The 25,006-nt window shown below is 72.0% G+C and carries 22 protein-coding genes; 6 read left to right on the forward strand and 16 right to left on the reverse strand.

The window, feature by feature from the left end; translation table 11 throughout:
* Nucleotide 1 precedes the first annotated feature (1 nt).
* The 4 genes from panD to ACP4J3_RS02570 all read right to left on the reverse strand — a co-directional run bounded on the left by panD (nt 2) and on the right by ACP4J3_RS02570 (nt 4,226).
* Entirely contained in the window at nt 2-457 is a 456-nt protein-coding gene (panD, locus tag ACP4J3_RS02555) for an aspartate 1-decarboxylase (RefSeq protein ID WP_426529866.1), read from the reverse strand.
* A gap of 29 nt (nt 458-486) precedes the next feature.
* Nucleotides 487-1,323: an alpha/beta fold hydrolase gene (locus ACP4J3_RS02560; protein ID WP_426529868.1), complete on the reverse strand. Its 837-nt coding sequence runs from the start codon at nt 1,321-1,323 to the stop codon at nt 487-489.
* Nucleotides 1,324-1,605: 282 nt separating this feature from the next.
* Nucleotides 1,606-2,904 carry an enterobactin transporter EntS gene (gene entS, locus ACP4J3_RS02565; RefSeq protein WP_426529870.1) on the reverse strand — a complete coding sequence of 433 codons (1,299 nt, stop codon included), beginning with the start codon at nt 2,902-2,904 and terminating at the stop codon, nt 1,606-1,608.
* The gene (locus ACP4J3_RS02570) at nt 2,901-4,226 is read right to left on the reverse strand and encodes a salicylate synthase (RefSeq protein ID WP_426529872.1); all 1,326 of its coding nucleotides are present in this window, start codon (nt 4,224-4,226) and stop codon (nt 2,901-2,903) included. Before ACP4J3_RS02570 ends, entS begins: the two co-directional genes overlap by 4 nt.
* A 149-nt stretch (nt 4,227-4,375) precedes the next feature.
* Here ACP4J3_RS02570 and ACP4J3_RS02575 point away from each other — a divergent pair, with 149 nt between their 5' ends.
* From ACP4J3_RS02575 to ACP4J3_RS02585, 3 genes are read left to right on the forward strand one after another with little or no spacing between them, the layout of a single operon-like run.
* On the forward strand, nt 4,376-6,004 hold the full coding sequence (locus ACP4J3_RS02575; protein WP_426529874.1) for a (2,3-dihydroxybenzoyl)adenylate synthase: 1,629 nt from the start codon (nt 4,376-4,378) through the stop codon (nt 6,002-6,004).
* On the forward strand, nt 5,994-7,049 hold the full coding sequence (locus ACP4J3_RS02580; RefSeq protein WP_426529876.1) for a FecCD family ABC transporter permease: 1,056 nt from the start codon (nt 5,994-5,996) through the stop codon (nt 7,047-7,049). The genes ACP4J3_RS02575 and ACP4J3_RS02580 overlap by 11 nt, the downstream gene beginning before the upstream one ends.
* Nucleotides 7,046-8,119, forward strand: a complete 1,074-nt coding sequence (locus tag ACP4J3_RS02585) for a FecCD family ABC transporter permease (RefSeq protein ID WP_426529878.1) — start codon at nt 7,046-7,048, stop codon at nt 8,117-8,119. Before ACP4J3_RS02580 ends, ACP4J3_RS02585 begins: the two co-directional genes overlap by 4 nt.
* A 227-nt stretch (nt 8,120-8,346) precedes the next feature.
* Here ACP4J3_RS02585 and ACP4J3_RS02590 read toward each other — a convergent pair whose 3' ends face one another.
* Nucleotides 8,347-9,315: a hypothetical protein gene (locus tag ACP4J3_RS02590; RefSeq protein WP_426529880.1), complete on the reverse strand. Its 969-nt coding sequence runs from the start codon at nt 9,313-9,315 to the stop codon at nt 8,347-8,349.
* 222 nt (nt 9,316-9,537) lie between these two features.
* Between ACP4J3_RS02590 and ACP4J3_RS02595 the strand changes: the two genes are divergently transcribed.
* The gene (locus tag ACP4J3_RS02595) at nt 9,538-9,753 is read left to right on the forward strand and encodes a heavy-metal-associated domain-containing protein (protein ID WP_426529882.1); all 216 of its coding nucleotides are present in this window, start codon (nt 9,538-9,540) and stop codon (nt 9,751-9,753) included.
* A gap of 66 nt (nt 9,754-9,819) precedes the next feature.
* Nucleotides 9,820-12,075: a heavy metal translocating P-type ATPase gene (locus ACP4J3_RS02600; RefSeq protein WP_426529883.1), complete on the forward strand. Its 2,256-nt coding sequence runs from the start codon at nt 9,820-9,822 to the stop codon at nt 12,073-12,075.
* Nucleotides 12,076-12,135: 60 nt separating this feature from the next.
* Here the strand turns inward: ACP4J3_RS02600 and ACP4J3_RS02605 are convergent, their stop codons facing one another.
* The 8 genes from ACP4J3_RS02605 to ACP4J3_RS02640 all read right to left on the reverse strand — a co-directional run bounded on the left by ACP4J3_RS02605 (nt 12,136) and on the right by ACP4J3_RS02640 (nt 19,203).
* Nucleotides 12,136-12,588 (reverse strand): phospholipase, encoded by a 453-nt coding sequence (locus ACP4J3_RS02605; protein WP_426529884.1) that lies wholly within the window; start codon nt 12,586-12,588, stop codon nt 12,136-12,138.
* A gap of 106 nt (nt 12,589-12,694) precedes the next feature.
* Complete coding sequence (locus ACP4J3_RS02610; protein WP_426529886.1) at nt 12,695-13,285, reverse strand: hypothetical protein; 591 nt, start codon at nt 13,283-13,285, stop codon at nt 12,695-12,697.
* 5 nt (nt 13,286-13,290) lie between these two features.
* Nucleotides 13,291-14,151 carry a carbohydrate ABC transporter permease gene (locus ACP4J3_RS02615; protein WP_426529888.1) on the reverse strand — a complete coding sequence of 287 codons (861 nt, stop codon included), beginning with the start codon at nt 14,149-14,151 and terminating at the stop codon, nt 13,291-13,293.
* A complete protein-coding gene (locus ACP4J3_RS02620) occupies nt 14,148-15,086 on the reverse strand; it encodes a carbohydrate ABC transporter permease (protein ID WP_426529890.1) in 939 nt (312 codons plus the stop codon). The genes ACP4J3_RS02615 and ACP4J3_RS02620 overlap by 4 nt, the downstream gene beginning before the upstream one ends.
* Nucleotides 15,083-16,366 (reverse strand): ABC transporter substrate-binding protein, encoded by a 1,284-nt coding sequence (locus ACP4J3_RS02625; protein WP_426529892.1) that lies wholly within the window; start codon nt 16,364-16,366, stop codon nt 15,083-15,085. Before ACP4J3_RS02625 ends, ACP4J3_RS02620 begins: the two co-directional genes overlap by 4 nt.
* A 61-nt stretch (nt 16,367-16,427) precedes the next feature.
* Entirely contained in the window at nt 16,428-17,180 is a 753-nt protein-coding gene (locus ACP4J3_RS02630; RefSeq protein WP_426529894.1) for a cupin, read from the reverse strand.
* On the reverse strand, nt 17,174-18,091 hold the full coding sequence (locus tag ACP4J3_RS02635) for a PmoA family protein (RefSeq protein ID WP_426529896.1): 918 nt from the start codon (nt 18,089-18,091) through the stop codon (nt 17,174-17,176). Before ACP4J3_RS02635 ends, ACP4J3_RS02630 begins: the two co-directional genes overlap by 7 nt.
* Entirely contained in the window at nt 18,088-19,203 is a 1,116-nt protein-coding gene (locus tag ACP4J3_RS02640; RefSeq protein ID WP_426529898.1) for a Gfo/Idh/MocA family protein, read from the reverse strand. Before ACP4J3_RS02640 ends, ACP4J3_RS02635 begins: the two co-directional genes overlap by 4 nt.
* Nucleotides 19,204-19,499: 296 nt before the next feature.
* Here ACP4J3_RS02640 and ACP4J3_RS02645 point away from each other — a divergent pair, with 296 nt between their 5' ends.
* A complete protein-coding gene (locus ACP4J3_RS02645) occupies nt 19,500-20,675 on the forward strand; it encodes a flavin-dependent monooxygenase (RefSeq protein WP_426529900.1) in 1,176 nt (391 codons plus the stop codon).
* 45 nt (nt 20,676-20,720) lie between these two features.
* On the opposite strand, the gene polX is transcribed toward ACP4J3_RS02645, so the two are convergent.
* From polX to ACP4J3_RS02660, 3 genes are read right to left on the reverse strand one after another with little or no spacing between them, the layout of a single operon-like run.
* Nucleotides 20,721-22,457 carry a DNA polymerase/3'-5' exonuclease PolX gene (gene polX / locus ACP4J3_RS02650; RefSeq protein WP_426529902.1) on the reverse strand — a complete coding sequence of 579 codons (1,737 nt, stop codon included), beginning with the start codon at nt 22,455-22,457 and terminating at the stop codon, nt 20,721-20,723.
* A gap of 51 nt (nt 22,458-22,508) precedes the next feature.
* On the reverse strand, nt 22,509-23,753 hold the full coding sequence (locus ACP4J3_RS02655; RefSeq protein ID WP_426529904.1) for a DegT/DnrJ/EryC1/StrS family aminotransferase: 1,245 nt from the start codon (nt 23,751-23,753) through the stop codon (nt 22,509-22,511).
* A 60-nt stretch (nt 23,754-23,813) separates the two neighbouring features.
* Nucleotides 23,814-24,941: a GNAT family N-acetyltransferase gene (locus ACP4J3_RS02660; protein WP_426529906.1), complete on the reverse strand. Its 1,128-nt coding sequence runs from the start codon at nt 24,939-24,941 to the stop codon at nt 23,814-23,816.
* Between the last annotated feature and the right edge of the window lie 65 nt (nt 24,942-25,006).

Genomic DNA, 25,006 nt, shown 5'->3' on the forward strand with positions numbered 1-25,006 from the left:
CTCAGTTCCTCTCCTGTTCGCCGGGCCGGTGGGGCGCGCGGTCGGTGAAGGTGCCGGAGAACTGGTCGTCGGCGCCGGGCACCGGTTCGGCGGGGTCGGCGCCGAGCGCGACGATCCGGTTGGCCTTGTCGACGTGGACGACCCGGGGCCGGTGGGTGGCGCGTTCGGACTCGTCGAGCGCGGCGAAGGACATGATGATGACCAGGTGACCGGGGTGGACGAGATGGGCGGCGGCGCCGTTGACGCCGATGACGCCGCTGCCGCGGTCGCCGGTGATGGCGTAGGTGGTGAGGCGGGCGCCGTTGTCGATGTCGACGATCTGGACCGCTTCGCCCTCGACGATGTCGGCGGCCTCCATGAGGTCCTGATCGATCGTCAGGGACCCCACGTAGTGCAGATCTGCCTGGGTGACGGTGGCTCGGTGGATCTTGCCGTTCAGCAAGGTGCGGTGCACCATGACCCCCTGAGAAGAATACTTAGGTGAGGCTAACCTAAATCAACTTGGCCGGGCGGGGAAGGACGGTCGTGGAAGAACTCCAGGAGCACCCGGTTCAGTTCGTCCGGCCGCTCCAGATAGCCGTAGTGGCCGCAGCCCTTGATCTCCTGGTAGACGGCGCCGGGGATGGCGTCGGCGACCTCGCGCCCGAGGTGCGGCGGCAGGATGACGTCGTCCGCGAAGCCGACGACGAGGCAGGGCACGTCGATCGCCCGGTAGGCCGCGAGCCGGCCCTCCGGGACCTCCAGGTCCAACTGGGCCCGTACGCCGGGCCCGTCGAGCGGCGGTGCGAACTCGAAGAGCTCCAGCCAGTCCCGGATCTGCCGCTCGTCGTCCAGGGTGGCCGGGGACAGGTTCTGTACGGCACGGATCCAGGCCGAGTAGGCGGCCGGAAGCTCCAGTTGGCTGTCGTGCAGGGCGCGTTCGGCCCGGGCCATCGCTGCGCGCAGGGCGTCCGTGCGGCCCCGGGTGGCCATCAGCACGCCCTGGCGGACGAGTCCGGGGCGGGCGAGCATCAGCTCCTGGACGACGTAGGCGCCCATGGAGACGCCCACGAAGCGGCACGGCGCGAGGTCGAGGTGCTCGGCCAGGCCCGCCGTGTCGGCCACCAGGTCGTCGATGGTGAAGCCGTCCGGGCACTCGTCGGTCGGCGGGATGCCGCGGTTGGCGAACGTGACGACCCGGTGCCCGGCGTCGACCAGGGCCGGCACCTGATGGAGGTGCCAGGCCCGGCCGCCGGCGCCCTGGCCCATCACCAGAACCACCGGCTCGCCCTCGCCGGTGTCCTCGTAGTGGAGCCGGATCCCGTTGATCCGCGCACTCGGCATGGTTCTCCGCTCTGTCGTCCTGCGGCTGTGTCAGTCGGCCGCCGCTGAGGTCCTGGCGGCACCGCCCGGCCGTCCATCGCCGACGGCCCTGGCGAACGAGCCCGACCCGGCTGCCGCGCCACACGGCCCGACTCCGCCTGTCCCTGCTGAGATCACGTCAACCACCCACCGTGAGGCCCCGGCGACACCACCCGGCCACCCAACGCCGACAGCCCCGACAGACGAGCCCGACCCCACTGCCGCGCCACACGGCCTGACCCCGCCTGTTCTGCTGAGACCACGTCAATCACCTGCCGGTGAGGTCCTGGCGGGCGCCACCTGGTCGTCGTCCCCGCCGGTGTTCGGAGGGCTGCTGAGTGTGGCCCTGCGCAGGCCGGGCATGGCCAGGGCCAGGGCGCCCACGCCCGCCAGGCAGACCAGTCCCCCGAGCACCACGGCGCCGCTCGACGAGCCCAGCGCCCTGGCGACCAGGCCCGCCTCGACGTTGCCGACGGAGGGCCCGGCGGTGGCCTGGGCGAGCCACAGGCTGCCGACGCGGCCCTGGAGCCGGTCCGGGGTGTAGTGCTGGAGCAGGGCCCGGCGCAGGATCTCCGAGGCGGTGTCGCCGAGGCCGGCCAGGCCCAGGAAGAACAGCGCGAACCACAGGTTGGGGCTGAGGCCGAAGCAGGTGATGGCCACGCCCCACACCGCGACCGCCCCGATCAGCGCCCGCCCGGTGTGGTGCACCCGGCCGGTCCAGCCGCTGGTCAGCGCGCCGAAGAAGGAGCCGACCGCGGGGGCGGTGTAGAGCAGTCCGACGGTGGACGGGCCGCCGCCGAAGTGCTCGGTGCCGAGTTCGGGGAACAGCGCGTACGGCATCGCGAAGACCACCGCGCACACGTCGATCAGCAGCAGTCCGGCCACGACCTGGTTGCCGCGCAGGAAGCGCAGCCCCTCCCCCATCGCCTTCAGCGGATGCTGCGCCTCGGCCGGCCCCTCGGGGACGAGCTTGGGCAGCGGGGCGAGCAGGGCGAGTCCGACGACATAGATGGCCGCGTCGATCGCGAAGCACCAGGCGATGCCGGGCCCGGCCGCGATCACTCCGGCCAGCGACGGCCCGACCATGCCGCCGAGCTGGGCGGTGAGGGTGGTCAGCGCGCCGGCGGCGGCCAGTTGCCCGGGGCTCACCAGGGCGGGCGTGGCGGCCATCAGGGCCGGTCCGCCCAGCCCGGCGGTGAAGCCGGCCAGTACGGCCGCCACGAAGACGAACCACACCTTCGGGTCGGGCAGCGCCGCGTTCACCGCGAGACCCGCGATCACCACGGCGGTCACGGCCCGGGTGACGAGCATGACCTTGCGCCGGTCGACCCGGTCGGCGAGCAGGCCGCCGGTGATCAGTCCGACCAGCAGCGACAGGCCCAGCACCAGGCTCATCAGGCCCACTTGGATCGACGATCCGGTGAGGGTGTAGATCTGCAGGCTGGCCGCCACCGAGGTGAGGTGGGTGCCCACCATGGAGATCGCCTGGGTGGCGAAGATCAGCCTGAAGTCCCTGCTGGAGCGCAACGGCGCTACGTCGACGACCACTTCTCCCAGCTTCACGCGCGCCCCTGACCCCGTGCCGGGACGACGTACGGGGCGACGCTGCGCAGCTTCTCGCTGGTCTCCTCCAGCTCCCGGGCCGGGGTGGAGCCGGCGAGGATGCCGGCGCCGGCCCGCAGCCAGGTGCGGCCGCCCTCCTCGAAGATGCTGCGCAGCACGAGCGCCGCGTCGAGCGCGCCGTCGCTGCCGGCCCGCAGCACGGCCCCGCTGTAGATGCCGCGCGGTTCCTTCTCCAGCCTGGCGATGCAGTCGTAGGCCGGGGCCTTGGGGATGCCGGAGGCGGTGACGGCGGGGAACACCGCGCGCAGGGCGTCCCAGGCGGTGGCGGAGTCGGCCAGCAGCCCGTGCACACTGGAGCCGAGGTGCTGGACGCTGCCGCGGCGGCGGACGCTCAGCAGGTCTCGGACCGAGACGGTGCCCGGCCGGCAGACGGTGGCCATCTCCTCCTCGGCGAGCTTGACGGACAGCACGTGCTCGGAGATCTCCTTGGGGTCGGCGAGGAGTTCGGCGCGCAGCCGCTCGTCCTCCCGGTCGCCGAAGCCGCGGGCGCGGGTGCCGGCCAGCGGCTGGGTGACGACCTCGCCGTCGGCACCGACCTCGGCGACGGTCTCGGGGCTGAATCCGGCGACCCGGCGCCCGCCGAGGTTCAACAGGAAGGAGCGGGCGGGGGTGTTGTGCGAGCGGCCGTGGACGTAGGTGGCGACGAAGTCGACCGGGAAGGGCACGTCCACGGAGCGGGAGAGGATGACCTTCTGCAGGTCGGACGTCCGTATCTCCTCGATGGCCTGGGCGACCATGTCCGGGTAACGGCCCTTGGTGTCCGACACGTCGATGGGGCGGGGTACGGCGGCGGTACGCGCGTCGGCGCGGCCGCATAACGCGGTCAGCGCGTCCAGCGTCTCCTGGTCGGCACTGCGGATCAGCGCACCTGACCGACCGAGCCGCACTTCGCTGTGCGGGACGAGCAGATGGAGCAGATCGTCGTCGCCCGCACGGTCGGGGCGGCCGGCGTGGAGGTGGCAGAACTCGAAGGCCATCCAGCCGTAAGCGTGCCAGCCCTCGACGGCCATCTTGTCGAGTTCCTCGTGGACCTGGCGCAGCGGCCGCGGCCCGAGCGGGGCGACACTCTCCTCGTCGAGCCATCGGCTGCGGATCTCGGAGCGGCCGATCCGGATCTCGCCGAGCGCTCCTCCGGCGAACCAGACGTCGCCGTTCTGTTCGTAGATCACGTACTGGTCGAACAAGCCCGACTCCGCCAGTTTCGCCGCCAACTGGACGGGGTCTCCCGGCAGTTCCGTCTCCGCGCTCCGATAACGCAGCAAGGACCTACCTCCCTGGACTTAGGTTAACCTAACCTAATTCACAACAGACCCTAGCCGCCACGGAGCGGTGACGTCCAGATCACACCCCCAGGCTTGACCCCATGGATTCATTAGGCAAGCCTTTCCTAAACAGCAGGCGGGAGTTGAGCATGCTCGACGGTTGGGTGCGCTGGCCGGACCCGTTGGCCGAGAAGTACCGCGCGGAGGGCTACTGGGAGGGGCGGCCGTTGGACCGGCTGCTGAAGGAGAGCGCCGAGCGCGATCCGGCGCGGACCGCGCTCGTGGCCGCCGACGGCGACCGGTGGACGTACGCCGAACTCGATCTGCGCGCCGACCGGATGGCGGCGGGGCTGCGGCGGCTCGGCATCGGCGGCGGCGACCGGGTGGTCGTCCAACTGCCCAACACGGACGCGTTCGTGGTGCTGTTCTTCGCGCTGCTGAGGGCGGGCGCGATACCCGTGCTCACGCTGCCCGCGCACCGCGAGAGCGAGATCGTGCATGTCGCCGAGGTGGCCGGCGCGACCGCCTACGCCATCCCGGATCTGCACGACGGCTTCGACCACCGCGCGCTCGCCCGCGCCCTGCGCAAGGCCGTGCCCGGCGTCGAGCACGTCCTGGTGGCAGGCGACGCCGCCGAGTTCACGCCGCTCGCCGGCATCGACGCCGACCCGGTTCCGCTGCCCGTCGCCGACCCGGGCGACGTGGCCGTACTGCTGCTGTCCGGCGGCACGACCGGCAAGCCGAAGCTCATCCCGCGCACCCACGACGACTACGCCTACAACGTCCGTGCCAGCGCCGAGGTCTGCGGCTTCGACCGCGACACCGTCTATCTGGTGGTGCTGCCCACCGCGCACAACTTCGCCCTGGCCTGCCCCGGACTGCTGGGCACCCTCATGGCGGGCGGCACCGTCGTGCTCTCCCCCACGCCGAGCCCCGAGGACGCCTTCGCGCTGATCGAGCGGGAGAAGGTCACCGCCACCGCCGTGGTCCCGCCGATCGCGCTGCTGTGGCTGGACGCGGTGGAGTGGGAGGAGGCCGACCTCTCCTCCCTGGACCTGCTCCAGGTCGGCGGCTCCAAGCTGGGCGCCGAGCCCGCCGCCCGGGTCGAACCGGCCCTGGGCTGCACGCTCCAGCAGGTGTTCGGCATGGCCGAGGGCCTGCTCAACTACACCCGGCTCGACGATCCGCCCGAGCTGGTGACCGGCACCCAGGGCCGCCCGCTGTCCCCCGCCGACGAGGTGCGCGTGGTCGACGAGGACGACCGGGACGTACCGCCGGGCGAGAGCGGCGAGTTGCTCACCCGCGGCCCCTACACCCTGCGCGGCTACTACCGCGCCCCCGAGCACAACTCCCGCGCCTTCACCACCGACGGCTACTACCGCACCGGCGACCTGGTGCGGATCCTGCCCTCCGGGCACCTGGTCGTCGAGGGCCGGGCCAAGGACCAGATCAACCGCGGCGGCGACAAGATCTCCGCCGAGGAGCTGGAGAACCACCTCCTCGCCCACCCGGGCGTGCACGACGCGGCCGTGGTCGGCATGCCGGACGAGACGATGGGCGAGCGCACCTGCGCCTACCTCGTGCCGCGCGGACAGGCCCCGGGGCAGCGGGAGTTGGCGGCGTTCCTCACCGAACGGGGGGTCGCCGCGTACAAGCTGCCCGACCGGGTGGAGACCATCGAGGCCTTCCCGCGGACCTCGGTGGGCAAGATCGACAAGAAGGCGCTCGGCCGGCTGATCGCCGAACGCCTCCGCACGGAGGGCATCGGTGGCGACTGAGGCCAAGGCGGCCCCACTGGTACGGACGCGGCGGCAACCCCGCAGGCTCCGCAACTCGACCCGCGCCCTGGCCGTGGCCGGCGCCCTGCTCCTGCTGGCCGTCGCGGTCGTGCTCAGTCTCGCCGTCGGTTCGCGCGCGCTGTCGCCGTCCGTCGTGTTCGACGCACTGCTCCACGACGACGGCTCGACCGCGGCCTCGGTGATCTGGGACGTGCGCATGCCGCGCACGCTCGCGGGCATCGCGGCCGGTGCGGCGCTCGGCGTCGCCGGCGCGCTGATCCAGGCGCTCACCCGCAACCCGCTGGCCGATCCGGGACTGCTCGGCATCAACGCGGGCGCCGCCACCGGTGTCGTGCTGTCCATCACCGCGCTCGGCATCACCAGCCTGTGGGCCTCGGTGTGGTTCGCCATGGTGGGCGCGGTGGTGGCGGGGCTGTTGGTGTACGCGCTGGCCTCGGGTGGGCGCGGCGGCGCCACCCCGGAGCGGCTGGCCCTCGGCGGTGCGGTGATCGCCGCCGTGTTCACCGGCGTCGGCCAGACGCTGATGCTGCTAGACGCCCAGGCGCTGGACCAACTGCGGTTCTGGAGTGTGGGCTCGCTCGCGCGGGCCAACGGCGAGACGCTGCGGACGATCACGCCGTTCGTCGCGGTCGGCCTGGTGCTGGCACTTGCTCTGGTCCGTCCGCTGAACGCGCTCGCGCTGGGCGACGACGGCGCCCGGGCGCTGGGCGCGCATGTGGACCGGACGCGCTTCGCCGGCCTGCTGGCCGTGACGCTGCTGTGCGGGGCGGCGACCTCGGCCGTGGGGCCGCTGGTCTTCGTCGGTCTCGCGGTGCCGCACATCGCCCGGCTGATCGCCGGGGCCGACCAGCGCTGGACGCTGCCGCTGTCGATGCTGCTGGCGCCGGCCCTGCTGCTGTTCGCGGACGTGCTCGGCCGGGTCGCCGTGCGCCCCGACGAACTGGACGCGGGCGTGGTCACCGCGGTGGTCGGCGCCCCGGTGTTCATCGCCCTGGTCCGCTACCGCCGGACGGTGTCGGTATGACCACCCAGGTGACGCCCCGTACCGCCGCCCGGCCCCGCACCCATGTCGTACGCAGCCGCTCGCACCGTTTCTCCCTGCGGGTGGACGTGCGCGCGGTGACGGTCTGCGTGCTCGTGCTGGCCGCGACCGCCGGAGTCGGCGTCCTCGCGCTCGGCACCGGCGAGTACACGATCTCCCCGGCGGACGTGGTCCGCACCCTGCTGGGCAACGGCAGCCCGCGCACCGACTTCGTGATCAACGACCTCCGGCTGCCCCGGCTGCTGACCGGCATCCTGGTCGGCGCGGCGCTCGGGCTGAGCGGCGCCCTCTTCCAGAGCCTGACCCGCAATCCGCTGGGCAGCCCCGACATCGTCGGCTTCACCTACGGCTCCGCCACCGGGGGCCTGCTGGTGGTGCTGCTGGTCGGCGGCACCGGTGGTCAGATCGCCGCCGGCGCGGTGGGCGGCGGCCTGGCGACCGCCATCCTCGTCTATCTGCTGGCGTGGCGGCAGGGCATCCACGGCTATCGGCTGGTGCTGGTCGGCATCGGGGTGAGCGCCCTGCTGCAGGGCGTCAACGCCTATCTCCTCGCCAAGGCCCGCTTCACCCAGGCCGCGCAGGCCATGGTGTGGCTCAACGGCAGCCTCAACGGGCGGAGTTGGGCGGACGCCCGCCCGGCCGCGCTCGGTCTGCTCGTCGTCCTGCCCCTGGTGGCGCTGGCCGCGAGCAGGCTGCGGATCCTGGAGATGGGCGACGATGTGGCGGGCGGGCTGGGCGTGCCGGTCCAGCGCACCCGGCTGGTGATCCTGGTGCTGGCCACGGCGGCCTGCGCGGTGGCCACTGCGGCCGCCGGCCCGATCCCGTTCGTCGCCCTCATCGCCCCCCAACTGGCCCGCCGCCTCACCCGGGCCCCCGGCCCGAACCTCCTGGCGGCCACCTGCGCCGGCGCCCTGCTGGTGGTCGTCGCGGACTTCGCCTCACAGCGCATCCATGAGACGGCCCAGCTTCCGGTGGGGGTGGTCACGGCGGTGGTCGGCGGGGTGTATCTGGGGTTGCTGCTGCGCGGGCAGCGGCGGGCGGGGCGGATCTAGGAGGGGGGCGAGTCCGCGGTGCGGCGAGCGTTTTGTGGAATGCACCAATCGCCGTGGGGCGGGGTTGTCGGTTGGCTGCGGGCCCGTTGTGGCTGGTCGCGCCCGCGCGGCGGTAGCCGCAAATCAAACAGAGTCCCGCGCCCCCTAGGAGGGCGCTGCCATCGGCGGCCCTTTACCGCGCAGGACCTCGGGACGCAGGCGGAACACGCGACGCATACCCCCGACCCTCAGTGCCCGTGGTCCTCGCCCCCGTCATCGTGCGCCGGCGCCTCGACGCCGGCGCCCGTGGCACCGGCCCGGACCGTGAACGCGGCGGTGTGCACTTCGCCCTCGTGCTTGAAGTCGAGGAACAGCCGGTAGGTGCCGTTGCTCGGCGCGGTGGCCGAGAAGGAGATCTGCGGGCCGGGCTTGGTCCTGCCGTCGCCGGGTTGGCCGTTGGGGTGGACGTGGAGGTAGGCGAGGTCGCCGGAGCGCAGGGCCACCAGGTGGCCGTAGGCGCCGAGGTAGGGCTGGAGGTTCGTGACCGGGCGGCCGTCCCGGGCGACCTTCAGCTTGAGCTCGCTCTCCTTGCCCGCGCGCAGACCGCCGTCGAGGCTGACCTCGTAGCCGTGGACCTCGGCGGTGGCGTTCGGGGCGGGCAGCTTCTGCGGTGCGTAGGAGCCGGAAGCCGCCAGGTCCGCGCCGAGGGTGAGGCTCTCGGCGTCCTTCTTCGCCGGGGTGAAGTCGGCGAAGACGCGGTAGCCGCCCGCGCGGGGCAGTTCGACGGGGATGCTCCAGGTGCCGTCGGCGGCGCGGGTGGGGTGCAGATGGCGGTAGGTGACCAGGTCGCGTGAGGTCACGATGAGGTGCAGTTCCTTCTCGTGCTCGCGCTGGAACGCGGTGACCGCGCGGCCGCCGCTGTCCCGGATCACGAAGCTCAGCTCGGAGCGCTTGCCGGCGGTGACACTCGGGGTCTTCAGATCGAGGGTGTAGCCGCCTTCGGAGACCTGGAGCCCGCCGGCCGCTGTCGCCCCGCCCCCGCCCCCGCCGTGGCCGCCGCCCCTCTCCGCTTCCGGTGACGCCTTGGGGTGGGCCTCGTGCCGGGCGGGCGCGGGGTCGTCGACGACGGGGTCGACACCCTTGCCCACGCCGTAGGCGGTGCCGAAGGTCGCGGCCAGGGCGGCGGCGAATGCGGTGATCCTCAGTCCGGCATGCATGGCGGTCTCCTCGGGTCGGGGACTTCAGATGGCCTTTGAATGGCCTTCGGATGGCACTTCGGATGGCCTTCAATGCCACTTCACCATACCCCTAGGGGGTATAAAGTCAATCCGGATCCAGACTTGCGTCGCCTACCCCCTAGGGGTATACATGAACATCGGCAAGAATACCCCCGCCCCGTATAGAGGGCGCCCCCGACCACACGCCACAGGAGGAACCCCATGTCCACCACCACCTACGCCGTCTCCGGTATGAGCTGCGCCCACTGCAAGGCCACGCTGACCAAGGTCATCGGCGAGCTGGACGGCGTCACCGGAGTCGACGTCGACCTCGCGGCCGGACAGGTCACCGTCACCAGCGCCACCGAGCCCGACGACGCCCGACTGGCGGAGGTCGTCGACGACGCCGGCTACGAGCTGACCGGCCGCGCCGCCTGACCCGCACCCCCGAACCGCCGGAGCCCTGCCCCCGGGCTCCGCCCGCATCCCGCACGAGGAGCTGCGATGACCACCACCGCGTCCGACCCCACGACCGAGGTAGAGCTCGCCATCGGCGGCATGACCTGCGCCTCGTGCGCGGCGCGCATCGAGAAGAAGCTGAACCGGATGGACGGCGTGAGCGCCACCGTCAACTACGCCACCGAGAAGGCGAAGGTCAGCTACGGCGGTGACGTCTCCGTCCAGGACCTGATCGCCACCGTCGAGGCGACCGGGTACAGCGCGCAGGAGCCCGCGCCGCCGGTGCGGGAGGAGCCCGGGGGCGCCGAGGAGGACGACGGGCTACGGCCGCTGCGGCAGCGGCTGGTCACCGCTGTGACGCTGGCCGTGCCCGTCGTCGCGATGGCCATGGTCCCGGCCCTGCAGTTCGAGTACTGGCAGTGGCTGTCGCTCACGCTGGCGGCGCCCGTCGTGACGTATGCCGCCTGGCCCTTCCACAAGGCGGCGCTGACCAATCTGCGGCACGGCGCGGCCACCATGGACACGCTGATCTCGGTCGGCACGTCGGCCGCGTTCGTCTGGTCCCTGTGGGCGCTGTTCTTCGGCACCGCGGGCGAGCCGGGCATGACGCACCCCTTCGAGCTGACCATCGCCCGCAGTGACGGCTCGGGGAACATCTACCTGGAGGCGGCCGCCGGAGTCACCGCCTTCATCCTGGCCGGTCGCTACTTCGAGGCCCGCTCCAAGCGCAAGGCCGGCGCGGCGCTGAAGGCGCTGCTGGAGCTGGGCGCCAAGGACGTCACCGTGCTGGGCGGCGACGGCCGCGAACGGACCGTGCCCGTGGCGGAGTTGAAGGTCGGCGACCGCTTCGTCGTGCGCCCCGGCGAGAAGATCGCCACCGACGGGACGGTCGTCGAGGGCTCGTCGGCGGTGGACGCCTCGATGCTCACCGGCGAGTCCGTACCGGTCGAGGTGGCCCAGGGCGACCCAGTGACCGGTGCGACGATCAACGCGGGCGGCCGGCTCGTCGTCGAGGCGACCCGCGTGGGCGCCGACACCCAGCTCGCCCGCATGGCCAGGCTGGTCGAGGACGCGCAGAACGGCAAGGCCGCGGCGCAGCGGCTGGCGGACCGGATATCCGCCGTCTTCGTGCCGATCGTGATCGCCCTCGCCCTGGGCACCCTGGCCTTCTGGCTCGGCAACGGCGCCGGTGCTGCCGCCGCCTTCACCGCCGGGGTCGCCGTACTGATCATCGCCTGCCCGTGCGCCCTGGGCCTGGCCACGCCGACCGCGCTGATGGTGGGCACCGGGCGGGGCGCGCAGCTCGGGATCCTGATCAAGGGCCCGGAGGTGCTGGAGTCCACGCGCAAGGTGGACACCATCGTCCTGGACAAGACGGGCACCGTGACGACCGGCCGGATGACCCTGCTGGCCGTGCACACCGGAGACAACGCCGACGAGGCCGAGGTCCTGCGCCTCGCGGGCGCGCTGGAGCACTCCTCCGAGCACCCGATCGCCCGTGCCGTGGCCGAGGGGGCGCTGGAGAAGCTGGGCGCGCTGCCCACGCCGGAGGACTTCGCGAACGTGCCCGGCCTCGGGGTGCAGGGCATCGTCGAGGGCCACGCGGTGCTCGTCGGCCGGGAGCGGCTGCTGGAAGAGTGGGCGATGGAGTTGCCCGAGGATCTGCGGCGGGCCAAGTCCGAGGCGGAGGCCGCCGGTCGTACCGCCATCGCGGTCGCCTGGGACGGCGAGGCACGGGCGGTGCTCGAGGTCGCCGACGCGGTGAAGGACACCAGCCCGGAGGCGATCCGGCGGCTTCGTGCCCTCGGCCTCGCCCCGATCCTGCTGACCGGCGACAACCGGACCGTGGCCGAGGCCGTCGCCCGCGAGGTCGGTATCGCGTCCGAGGACGTCATCGCCGAGGTGCTGCCGCAGGACAAGGCCGAGGTCGTCAAGCGGCTTCAGGGCGAGGGCCGTTCGGTCGCCATGGTCGGCGACGGCGTCAACGACGCGGCCGCGCTGGCCCAGGCCGACCTGGGTCTGGCGATGGGCACCGGCACGGACGCGGCGATCGAGGCCGGCGACCTCACCCTGGTGCGCGGCGATCTGCGCGTCGCCGCCGACGCGATCCGGCTCGCCCGCCGCACGCTCGGCACCATCCGGTCGAACCTGTTCTGGGCCTTCGCCTACAACGTGGCCGCGCTGCCGCTGGCCGCGGCGGGGCTGCTCAACCCGATGATCGCCGGGGCGGCCATGGCCTTCTCGTCGGTGTTCGTGGTGGGCAACTCCCTGCGGCTGCGCTCGTTCCGGGCCGCGAGCTGACTGCTCGGCAGGAGAAGAGAGGGGCGCCGCCCAGGCGGCGCCCCTTCTGCCGTCGAGCCGTCAGCCGAAGGCCTTCACGGCCTGGTAGTACGTCCATGCCGTGCTGGAGCAGGCGGACTTCGTCGCGCCGCTGTAGTTCGCGCACACGCGCTTGAGGTCCTCGTAGAAGGCGCTGTCGAGCCGCGACTTGTTGGCGTCGAACGCGCCGAGCGCCTTGTAGTTGCGGTACCCGAAGTCGTGCCGGGCGCAGGACGTGGCGAAGGGGAAGCCGAAGGGGTTGTCGGGCGAGGAGGAGCAGTAGTCCGTGGACCAGTCGAAGCCGTACGCGGACCAGGCGGACTGGTTGTTGCGGGCGGTGACCCAGGCGTTGTAACTGGACGCGCTGGTCTGGGTCCAACCGGCGAGGACCTGGGGCTTGTCGGCGGGGGCGGCGTTCGCGGCCGGGGCGGTGGCGACGAGGGCCGCGAGGGACATGGCCGAGGCGGCGAGACCGGTGGCGAGTGTGCGGCGCATTTCCACACCTCCATGAGGCTGCGGCCCGCCCGTCGGGCCGCAGGTTCATGTCAAGATGATTGACGCCCCAACCACCTCCTCACACCGCATGCGTGCAAATGCGTGCTTAATTCTCGGATATGACATCCAGTCGGACATGAACGGCGGTCAGCGCCAAGGCCAACGGTCCGGGAGTGAGGAAGGCCAGCGGCAGCAGCATCCAGGCGCACAGGGCTGCGGTCGCCACCGCGAGCAGCACCAGGCCACTGCCGCCCACGTCCCGCACCGAGTCCCGGGCGGCCTCCCGCAGGGCCGCCCGCCAGTCGGTGAGCGACTCGGGGCGGGCGCAGGCGCGCAGTCCGGCCACGGCGGCGCACGCCCCGATCCCCGCGGCGGTCACCGCGAAGGCCGCCCCGCCCGGGAGCCCCGCCCCGGCCAGCGCCAGATCGGCGGCCAGCAGCAGCACTCCCGCCAGTGCGAGGGCGCCCGCCGCCAGATCGCCGGTCCGCAGCCGTCGCCGTAGCAGCGCGAAGTACCGCCCGGCGGTGGCCGGTTGGTCCTCCCGTGCGCCGCGCAGCACCGCGCACGCCGTCGACAACGCGGCGGGGGCGGTCAGCAGGGGCAGACAGGCCACGGTCGTGGCCAGGCCGACGCTCAGGACGTCGGCGAAGAGCGTCATCCGCGGGCCGAACACCTCGCCCGCCTCACGTGCCGGCATCCCGCTCACCCCTTCAGTCCGGAGCTGGCCATGCCCTCCACCAGAAAGCGCTGGAAGGCGAGGAAGAACAGCACGATGGGCAGCAGCGCGATCACCGACATCGCGAACATCGGCCCGAACGCCGAGGTGCTGGAGGCGTCCACGAACGAGCGCAGGGCGAGGGTGAGCGTGAACTTGTCCGGGTCGAAGAGGTAGATGAGCTGGGTGAAGAAGTCGTTCCACGTCCAGATGAAGGTGAAGATCGCCGTGGTGATCAACGCCGGGCGGGTGAGCGGCAGGACGACCAGGAAGAAGCTGCGGAAGGGCCCGCAGCCGTCGATCCTGGCCGCCTCCTCCAGTTCGCGCGGCAGGCCGCGCATGAACTGCACGACGAGGAACACGAAGAAGGCCTCCGTCGCCAGGAACTTCGGCAGGATCAGCGGCCAGTAGGTGTTCACCAGGCCGAGCTGGTTGAAGATGATGTACTGCGGGATCAGCACCGCGTGGTGCGGCAGCATGATCGTGGCGATCATGAACGCGAACAGCGGGCCGCGCAGCCGGAAGCGCAGCCGGGCGAAGGCGTAGGCGGCGAGCGAGCAGCTGAAGACGTTGCCGAGGACCGCGCCGCCCGCGATCAGCAGCGAGTTGGTCAGCAGCCGCCAGATCGAGACGTCGTTCACGCCCTCCAGGGCGCTGGAGTAGTTCGACCACTCCAGGTGGCGCGGCAGCAGGTCGAGGCTCGCGATGACCTCGTCGGCAGGCTTGAGCGAGGTGGCCAGCAGCCAGGCCAGGGGGTACAGCATCACCAGCAGGGCGGCCAGACAGCCGAGGTGCAGGGCCAGACGCCCCCAGCGAACCGGCTTACGGTCAAGGGCGGTTGTGGTCATCGGTCCCCCTCGGAGGCGTAGAAGACCCAGGAGCGCGAGGTGCGGAACAGCACCGCCGTGACGGCGCCGATCACGATCAGCAGCACCCAGGCCATGGCGGAGGCGTAGCCCATGTGGGAGGCGACGAAGCCGCGGTCGTAGAGGTAGAGGGTGTAGACGAGGGTCGAGTCGGCGGGTCCGCCCTTGCCGGCGCTGAGCGCGAAGGCGGGCGTGAAGACCTGGAAGGCCTGGATGGTCTGCAGGACCAGGTTGAAGAACAGGACCGGGGACAGCATGGGCACCGTGACGGACAGGAACTGCCGCCACTTCCCGGCCCCGTCGACGGCCGCCGCCTCGTACAGCTCGCCGGGGATCTGCTGCAGACCGGCGAGGAAGATGACCATCGGCGCCCCGAACTGCCACACCGTCAGCAGTGCCACGGCGAGCAGCGCCCAGCCCGGCCGGTTGACCCAGCCGCCGGTGCCGAACAGGTTGTCCACCGTGCCGCCGTCGTTGAAGACCGCCCGCCAGACGAGGGCGATGGACATGGACGCGCCGAGCAGCGAGGGGGCGTAGAACGCGGAGCGGTAGAAGCCCTTGCCGCGTTTCATGCCCTTCAGGGCGAGTGCGACGACGAGGGCGAGCGCCAGTTGCAGGGGTACGGCGATGACGACGTACGTCAGGGTGGTCACCACCGAGCGCCAGTAGCGCGGGTCCTCGGTGAACATCTGGACGTAGTTGCGCAGGCCCACCCAGCGCGGCGGGTTGAACAGGTCGTAGTCGGTGAAGGACAGGTACAGCGACACGGCCATCGGCAGCAGGGTCAGGACGACCGCGCCGAGCACCCACGGGGAGAGGAACACCCAGGCGGGGCCCTGGCGTTCGCGCCTGGGGCGGCGTTTCGGGGTGGTGGCGGTGGCGGGCTTCGCGCGGCTGGGGATCGTGGTGGTGGTCATGACCGCAGCTCCGCCTTCGCCTCGGTGACGTAGTTCTCGGCCGCCTCGCGGGGCGACATGCGCTCGTACGACACCTGGTCGTAGTCGCGCTGGAAGGTGGTCTGGAGGGCGTTGTCGCCCGAGGGCGGGGCCTGCGGCGGATCGTCCAGGGTGCCGTCCAGGGAGGTCTGGTAGTCGCCGATCGTCTTGTCGAAGTCCTTGAGCTCCGGCTCGATCTCCTTGCGGATCGAGTCGTTGACGGGGATGCCGCGGGTGGCGCCGAGGACCTTCGCCGCCTGTGGGTCGTTGATGAGGAAGTCGACGAGCCGGGCGGCTGCCTCCGCGTGCGCGGTGCTGGCCCCGATGCCGAGGAACATGGACGGCTTGAAGTACTGGCCGGGGGTGCCGTCCTCGCCGGAGGGCATCGGCGCGAGGGCGACACCGCTGGGTATGAGGGCGAGGTAACCGCTGGCCGGAGCGTCCCAGTTGGTGTCACTCATGGCCTCACCGCGGCCGAGCGGGGTGTTCTCGACGGAGCCGTCGAGCTGGGTGGTCTGCTCGGCGGGCGAGACGGCTCCCTCGCGCCGGAGCTCGTCCGTGAAGGTCCACCAGCGGGTCAGGTCGTCGGCCGTGAAGCCGAGCCCGCCGTCCTCGGTGTAGAGGGACTTGCCCTGGCCGCGCAGCCAGACCTCGAAGCTGTCCTCGCTCCAGCCGGGGTCGGTGGCGCCGGGCTTGCCGGTCCGCTTCGCCAGCGCGCGCATGGTGTCGGCCCACTCGCTCCAGGTCCAGCTCCTGCCCGGGAGCGGGACGCCGGTCGCCTTCCAGGCCTTGACGTCGTAGACGACGGTCTCGGTGCCGCGGCCCTGGGGGATCGCGTACTGCGTGCCGTCCAGTCGGCCGGTGGCGAGCAGACCCGCGTCGATCTCACCGGTGCGCAGTACGGACTTCTGCTTGCCGAGGTCGAGCAGGACGCCGCCGGAGGCGTACTGGTCGATCTGCCGGTAGTCGAGCTGCATCACGTCGGGGGCGTCACCGCCCGCGGCCTGGGTGGCGAGCTTCTGCTTGTAGGCGTCGTAGGCGGAGAACGAGGTCTGCACCTCGATGTCCGGGTGCTGTTTCTCGAACAGGGCGACGGCCTGTTCGGTGCGTTCCGCGCGGTCGGGGTTGCCCCACCACGTGTAGCGCAGCACGACCTTGCCGCCGCCGACCGACTCTCCGGATCCTGAGCAGCCCGCCAGCATCGCGCACAGCGCGAGAGCGGCGGCCGAAGCGCAGAACCCCTTTGTCCTGTGTCCGGGCATGCCGAGGTCACCTCTCCTCTCCTCGGTGTTTCTGTTGGCCCCCCTCGGCCCCCCTGACCTGCTATTCGCCGCCGTACGGCAGCGTCGTCCCGGGCAGGTTGTACTCGTCCCGGCGGCCGCACATCCCGAACCCGCCGAGCCGGGTGGGCGCGGTCTCGTACGCGGTCGCGTCGGCGAGGTACGCCGGCTCCCCCGCCTCCAGCGCGTCGAGCTGGGCGCCCGTGCGCTCGGCCGTGGCCAGGGCGCCGGCCCGCCACAGCTCCCGCCAGTTAGGCACCTTGGCCCGCACGAGCCGGGCGGCGGCGCGCTGGAACTCGCGGTACGGCCCGTTGTCCCCGGCTTCGAGCGCCTCGCGCAGGGCGAGGTAGCCCTCGACGGCGAGGTCCCTGCGGCGTCGCGCGGCAGCGGCCGTCTCCGGGCCGGTGCCGGGCGGCAGCACAGCGGCGGCCGCGTACCTCTCGGCGTCGGCGAGCACGTCCGGCGGGAAGGTGAAGACGGCGTCCCCGGCCTCCGGCAGGCCGCTGTTCTGCATCAGCACGGTGATGCGCAGATCGCCGCCCTGCACCATGCGGTGCACGGTTCCGGGCGTGAACCAGGCGACGGAGCCGGGCTCCAGCGGGATGTCCCGGTAGCCGTCGGGGCTCAGCGTCTGCACGGCGCCCCGGCCGCCGGTGACGACGTACGCCTCGGTGCACACCAGGTGCAGATGCGGGCTGCCGCCGCACACGCCGTCGGCGGCCTCCCAGTCGTAGGCGCTGAGGTGGGACAGGCCGACGGCGCCGGGCAGCGGGTGCGGAAGGTTCGGCTTCACCATGGCATGGCCTCCAGGTGGGCGGCCACCCGCTCCCGGTCCCAGGCCCCGTCGGCGACGACGATGCGGTAGCGGTACTCGAAGGACTCGCCCGGCGGCAGCTCGAACTCCTCGAAGAACGCCCAGGAGAACGCCACCGTGGGGATCGGCTCGGACCGCACGAACCAGTGTGATTCGTGAAGGGCGTCCCGATTCTCGGGCGCGTGCGCGAACACCAGGGTGGAGTGCCCGTCGATGTCGTCGTGCTCGGTGGTGAAGGCCAGCCACGGTCCCTGACTGCCCATCAGCTTGTCGGCGTCCGCGTCGGATTCCGGCGCGAAGGCGGTCCCACCGGTGAAGTCGCGCGGCCCGCGCCACTGCAGTCCGGTGTAACCGGCCAGCTCCCGGCCCTCGGTGGTCGGGGACCCGAACCGCAGGGGCTCGGCACGGGTGTTGGTGAGCCGGATCGACCAGTCCAGCGCCCAGGCCCCGGCCGTCTCGTCCACCGAGTGCACGGTGAGCCCGCGCAGCTCCCGCGCCCACTCCGAGCCGCCGTTCTCCACCCAGGTCAGCTCCTCGGCGACGGTGAGCCGGTCGTCCTCGACCGTGAACACCGGGAAGCCGTCGTGCCGCATCGAGCCGACCCGCTCCGGCAGGCGCAGGTAACCCTGGCCGTGCACATAGCAGTTGCCGCCCCAGAAGTTCTGCCCGGACAGATGGCTCGCCGTCATCTGCAGGCCCTTGTGCCAGCGGTGGTCGCTGGGCCGGTACCCGGTCACGGTGTGCCCGGCGAGGGTGCGCACGGGGTGGGCGTACGGCTTGCGGGACTCGAAGGCCTCCGGGTCGGGGCGGTAGACGTAGCGAAGGATCTCGGTGCCGTTCGCCGCGGTCACCGCGATGTGGTCGCCGTGCGCGTGGGTGACGCGGATGCTCATGCGCGCTCCTTGGGGGCCCAGTGGGGGTGGTCTCCGTGCATGGCCGGATAGAAGGGGTCGCCGGGCCCGATCTCGCCCGCGTACACGGGGTGTCCGGTGAACGCGGACTTGTACAGGGCGGCGGCGAAGTCGAGGGTGGCCCGGGCGTCCGGGCCGCTGCCGGGTGGCCGGACACCGTTGTCGTAGGCGTCGAGGAGGGCGCCGAGCTGGGCGGTGTGCGAGCTGGGCAGGTCGGTCGCGGGGGTGCGCCAGGCGGTGGCGCGCTCGGAGGGGACGTGCGGGGCCGGGGTGTAGACCCAGTCGTCGTTGCGGTGGCCGTACAGGTGGGTGAGCTCGACCGTCGCGTCGGCGCAGTCGATGCGGATGCGGCTGACCTCGTGCGGGGACAGCACGCTGTTGACGACGGTGGCGAGGGCGCCGTTGTCGAAGCGCACGAGGGCCGTCGAGACGTCCTCGCTCTCGGTGTCGTGGACCAGGCGCGCGGCCATGGCCCGGATCTCCGCCCAGGGCCCGAGCAGATGCAGCAGCAGGTCGAACTGGTGGATGCCGTGCCCCATGGTGGGCCCGCCGCCCTCGGTCACCCAGCGCCCGCGCCACGGCACCGCGTAGTACGCGGCGTCCCGGTGCCAGGTCGTCTGGCAGTGCGCGACCAGCGGGACGCCCAGCTCACCGCGCGCGATCAGCTCACGGGCGTGCACGGCGCCCGAGCCGTAGCGGTGCTGGAAGACCACCGAGGCATAGGCCCCCGACGCCTCCTCGGCCGCCGCGATGTCGTCGTACTCGGCGAGCGACAGGCACAGCGGCTTCTCGCACAGCACCCAGGCGCCCGCCTTGAGCGCGGCGATGGTCTGCTCCCGGTGCAGGGACGGCGGGGTGCCGATCAGGACCAGGTCGGGGCGTACGGCGTCCAGCATGCCGCCGGTCGAGGTGTACCCGGCGACGTGCTCGCCCGCGAGCTCGCGGAAGGCGTCCAGCCTGCCCTCGTCCACGTCGACGGCGGCGACCAGCTCCGCCCGGTCGGCGTGGTGTCTCAGCGCGGGAAGGTGGCTGCCGCTGACGATGGCGCCGGTGCCGATCACGGCGACGCGGCGGCGGGCGGAGCTTGGGGACATGCGGTTCTCCTCGGACGGCCGGCGGACAGCCCGCTTCACTTCAGAAAGCGCTTGCACTTCGAGGGCGACCCTAGGCAGGGACGTAATGTCAGGACAACCCCTCTGCGGTGACATGGGCAAAGCCTGACCCGTTCGGCCCGGCCCACGTCCGCACGCTCCCCTTCCCGACCGCCGCTCAAACGAACGAAGATCACCGAACTCGTCCGCCACTTCAACTCGGGCTTGTGGAGCGGGCGTTGACAGCGCCCGGCATCCGCGTCACGGTGGTCACTCGTCGTGATCGGGAGGTCGCCGCAATGGCAGTAGCCCGCACCGATGCCGAGTTGGTCGCCCGCGTACGGTCCCTGCGACCGCTCCTGCGCGAGCACGCACCGCGCACCGAACAGCAGCGGAGGGTGGTCCCCGAGGTGGCCACGGCGCTGACGGACACCGGGATCCACCGGATGAACGTCCCCCGGCGCTACGGCGGCTACCAGAGCGGCCTGCGCACCCAGGTCGACGCGGTGGCCGAGATCGCCGCCGCGTGCGGCTCGACGGCGTTCAAGACGGTGATCCAGGCCGGCTGCTCCTACATCGCGGCCCTCCTCCCCGACGAGGCGCAGGACGAGATCTTCACCAGCCCCGACGTGAAGGTCGGCGGCACCCTCATACCGGACGCGACGGCGGTCCGCGCGGACGGCGGCTATGTCGTCAACGGCACCTCGGGCTTCGCCACCGGCTGCCATGACGCCGACTGGCACCTGCTGACGGTCCGGGTCGAGTCCGGGGACGGCCCGCCCGAGGTGCTGTGGACGGCGGTACCGATGGCCGAACTGGAGATCCTCGACGACTGGCACGTATCGGGGCTGGCGGGCAGCGGCAGCAACAGCGTCGTCGCGCGGGACGTATTCGTGCCCGCGCACCGCGCGCTGCCGATCGGCCCGCTGCTGGCGGGCGAGTTCCCTTCGAAGAGGAGCGCCGACGACCCGTTCTACCGGATGCCCGTCCTGCTGATGTTCTGCGTGTGGACGGCACCCAACGCGCTGGGCCTGGCCCGCTCGGCCCTGGCGGAGTTCACCGAGCGCACCCACCGCCGGGGCATCACCTACACCTTCCACGAGCGGCAGAGCGAGGCGACCGTCACCCATCTCCAGGTGGCCGAGGCGGCCCTGAAGCTCTCCTGCGCCGAGCTGCTGACCGGCGATTTCATCGGTGTCATCGAGGCACGCGCCGCGTCCGGCGAGCCGCATCCGCCCGAGGAGCGGGCCAGGATCCGGGCACAGAACGGCCATGTTGCCCGGCTGTGCAAGGAGGCCGTCGACCTGCTGGGCTCCGCGTCCGGGGCGTCGTCCCTGCACCTGGACGTGCCCATTCAGCGGGCCGTGCGCGATCTGAACGCCCTGAGTCTGCACTCGTTCGTGAACCCGGCCACCAACCTGGAGATCTACGGCCGGGTCCTGTCCGGGGTCGACCCGGGTACGCCGTTCCTCTAGCAGTCCTCCAGGCGTCCCCAGAAAGCCCAGCCTTCTTTCGGAAGGCTAGGCCTTCTTCAGAAAGCGCCGCAGCCGGGTGAGCGGCCAGGTGTTGATCACGTCGTCCTTGGTGAGCCAGCCGCGCTGCGCGGTGCCCACGCCGTAGCGCAGGTTGGCGAGGTGGATCACGGCGTGGGCGTCGCTGTCGACGGCGAACCGCACGCCGTGCCGCCGGGCCCGCAGGATGTCCTCGTCGCGCAGGTCGAGCCGGTCCGGATGGGAGTTGATCTCCAGGGCGGTGCCGGTGCGCGCGCAGGCGGCGAAGACCGCGTCGAGGTCGACGTCGATGCCGGGCCGCTTGCCGATGAGGCGGGTGGTGGGGTGGCCGATGATGTTGACGTGCGGGTTCTCGCAGGCCTTCACGATCCGCCGGGTCAGCGCCTCGCGGCCCTGGTTGAAGTGCGAGTGCACCGAGGCCACGCACAGGTCGAAGCCGGCCAGGAACTCGGGCGGCCAGTCCACCCCGCCGTCAGGGTCGATGTTCAGCTCGGCGCCGTGCAGCACCCGCATGCCGCCCCGCTTGCCGCGCCTGCCGTACTCCCCGTCGAGCGCGCGGACGCGTTCCCGCTGGGCCAGGATCCGCTCGTCGGTCATGCGCTGCATGGCCATGTCGGGGCCGTGGTCGGTGACCGCGTAGTAGGCGTAGCCGCGCTCGGCGGCCGCGGCGACCATCTCCTCCAGCGGAGCGAGCCCGTCGGTGAGGTTGGTGTGGGTGTGCAGATCGCCCCGGAGGTCCTTCTCCTGAATGAGCTCCGGCAGCTCGCCGCGCAGCCCGGCCTCGATCTCGCCCCGGTCCTCGCGCAGGGTGGGCGGGATCCACGGCAGTCCGAGGCGGGCGTACACCTCCTCCTCGGTCTCGGAGACGATCTTCTCGCCGGTCTCGGCGTCGAAGAGGCCGTACTCGGAGAGCTTGAGCTTCTTGTGGACGGCGATCTCACGGGTGCGGATGTTGTGGGCCTTGCTCCCCGTGAAGTACTGCAGCGCCGCGCCCCAGGAGTCCGGCGGCACGACCCGCAGGTCGACCTGGAGGCCCTTGCTGGTGCGGATCGACGTCTTCTTCTCGCCGTGCGCGATGACCTCGGAGACGTACGGCAGCTCGGTGAAGGCCCGCATGACCGGCTCCGGCTGCTTCGCCGCGACGAGGATGTCGATGTCGCCGATGGTCTCGCGGATCCGGCGCAGCGATCCGGCGTAGGAGCACCGCTCGCAGCCGGTGACCTGCGACATCTCGGCGACGATGTCCTCGGCGAGGCCGAGGGCGACGTCGATCAGGACCCGGTCGCCGGAGGACTGGAGCAGGCCGATGCCGTGCAGGATGTTCTCCTCGGTCTTCGGCCCGAAGCCCTTGAGGTCGCGCAGCCGCTCCTCGTGGATGGCGTCGGCGAGTTCCTCGGTGGTGGAGATGCCCAGTTCCTCGTAGAGGACGAGTGCCTTCTTCGGGCCGAGCGTGGGGATGGCCGTGAGCTGCCGGACCCCGGCGGGGATCTTCGCGCGCAGTTCCTCGACGGCGGACACCTTGCCGCTGCGGAAGTACTCGACGACCTTCTCGGCGATCGACTTGCCGACGTTGGGGATCTCCTTGAGGCCCTTGACGTCGAGCGTGGACACATCGGCGTGGTGACCTCCGATCGCCCGGGCGGCCTTCTCGTAGGTGCGCGTCCGGAACGCGTCGCCTCCGGTGATGGAGATCAGGTCCGCGTACTCCTGGAGCAGCGCGGCGACCTCGTCGTTGGACCGAGCCACGCCTCCAGGGTAGGCACGCGAAGCCCGACCGGACGAGCCAAGGGGGCTCCCCTAGTGACCCATGGGCGTGGGGTCCGGGTCGGGTTCGGGTTCGGGTACGGGGGCCGGGCCCGGGGCCGGCAGGTGTGCCGGGGTCGCCCGCTCCTTGGTCAGGGCGCCCACGATCCTGCGGGCCAGGTGGGGGTCGGCCGGCAGGGTGTGCGCGGCGAACCAGCGGGCGGCCGCGGGGGCGAGGGACGGTTCGACGAACTCGGCGCCCGCGTAGTCGTCGAGCGGCGGGTCGTAGATGTAGCCGGTGATCACTCCGTGGTCGACCAGGCGTTCCGCCAGGCTGTTGCGGTCGTGGACCAGGAGGGGGACGCGGAAGAGGGCGGGCGGGCCGTCGTGTGTCACCCGGTCGTGCAGTGCCGGGGTGGCCCAGGCGGTGCCGGAGAGCAGCGACACCCCGGCCCGGCGCCGGGCGAGGTCGCCGTCGAGCAGCGCCATCCGCAGTTCCAGCGGGGCGCGCACCAAGGCCCCGTGGCGGGAGCGGAAGCCGTGCAGGTCGACGCGGACCCAGGGCTCGTACGCCTTGAGGCTGGGCGCCTGGCGGGCGCTGCCGGCGAGGCGGGGTGCGTGCAGGGCCATGCGGAAGTCGTCGCGTTCCAGCAGGCCGAGGCGCTGCATGGTGCGCCAGGCGGGGCGGACCAGGTGGAGTGTGCGGATGGTGGAGCGGGCCAGTGGGCGCAGTGTGGTGGCCAGGTCGTCGCGCAGGCGGCCAGGGACCAGGAGGTCGTCGCGCAGGAGTTCCAGCTCGCGCCGGGTGCGCGTGTCGTCGACGGCGAGGAAGCCGCCGGCCATCCCGGCCACGTGCTTGGAGAGGCTGAACGCCGCGGCCGTCCCGAAGGTGCCGATCGGCTGCCCGTCCACGTGCGTGCCGATCGCGTGCGCCGCGTCCTCGATCAAAGGGATGCCCAGCGCGTCGCAGTGGCGGCGCAGTTCGACGACCCGGTCGGGCAGGCCGTACAGGTTGGTGGTCAGCACGGCGTCCACGGCGCGCCAGGTGGACTCCGGTACGGCGGCGGGGTCGATGTTGCCGTCCCACCGGGACACGGGGGCCATGACCGGGCGCAGTCCGGCCGCCAGGACGACGAAGAGGATCACGTCGTCGTTCACCGGGGACATCAGCACCCGTGCACCGGGCTGGCACCAGCGCCGCAGCGCCAGATACAGGGCCAGTCGGGCCGAGGGCGTGTAGACGCATTCACGTCCGATGCGCCGTGTCATCACCGCGGCGAGCCGCGATCCGTACGGCATGGTCACCTCTTCCGTGGAAGGGTCCGACGAAGGGTCGTCCGAGGTGGGCGGGGCACGCGCTCAGCGGGCGCGGGCCGCCTCGCCCGGTGTGTGGGCCGGGCCCTTGGTGCGCAAGGTGCCGACGGTCTTCAGCAGCCGGTCGGCGGGGCGGCGCAGCCCGGGATGGGCCAGGACGGTGTTTCTCAGTCCGCGCACCGGTCTGCGCCACATCCGGTGGGCCGTCGCCACCGGGTGCGGGCGCACGGCGAACCCCTCGCCCACCCGCAGCTCACGGGTCTTGAGCCAGTCCTTGTACTCCTTCTGGCCGCGCCCCATGTCCATGAGCGTCACGCCGTCCCGGCCCGCGGCCCAGGCCAGCCTCAGGTGCATCATCAGTCCGGGCGAGTAGTAGCCGAACTCGGGGTCGTACGCGGTGAACCAGGCCGCGAACACGGTGCGCGACCGCGGCCCGAAGTGGGCGGCGACGGGGCGGTCACCGGCGTACACCACGGAGAGGATGCCGGTGAAGTGCTCCTCGCGGATCTGGAAGAAGTGGTCCACCAGATCGACGATCCAGGGCCTGGAGAACCGGTCCATCCGCCCGGTTCTGCGGTACTGCGCGGACTTCCACCGCATGAGGGTGCGCAGCACGCGCGGGTCGCGCTCGTCGTACACGAACCGCACCTCGCCCGCGTCCCGGCCCAGGCGGCGCTCCTTCTTCAGCGTCGTCTTGGCCAGCCCCGGGTAGGTGGCGCGCAGCCACTCGGGGTAGCCGCCCTCGGCGGGCTTGAGGTCGAGGACGGGTGAGGCGAACGTGCCGGTGACGTACGGGGTGAACGGCTGCTGTTCCGCCACGAGGTGATCGAACTCGAAGACGGACAGCCCGCAGGCCCTCAGCAGTTCGCGGGTGTCCCAGCCGACTCCCGGCCGGTGCACCAGCGCCTGGCAGTCGGACAGGCCCAGGCCGACGGCCCGGCCGACGCCGCAGGCGTTGCGCTCGTACGGGAGGAAGCCGACAGGCTCCCCCTGCTCGTGCAGGACCGCGACGTGCACCCCCGTGCGGTGGCTGCCGATCCCGAGGGTGAACTCCGGCGCCAGGAAAGGGTTGGCGTAGTCGGGCGACTCGTCCATCGCCCGGTGCCACGCCCGGCGCAGCGGCTCGTTCAGCTCCTCGGGTCTGTGAACGGTGATGGCGCTCGTGGATCGCATGACGACCGCTCCCCCCAGCAGATTCCCCCATGTGGCGCTTTGGGGCGCCTGGCCACGCTGTCCCC

Origin of the sequence: Streptomyces sp. UG1, assembly GCF_049974585.1 — a bacterium.
GTDB lineage: Bacteria > Actinomycetota > Actinomycetes > Streptomycetales > Streptomycetaceae > Streptomyces.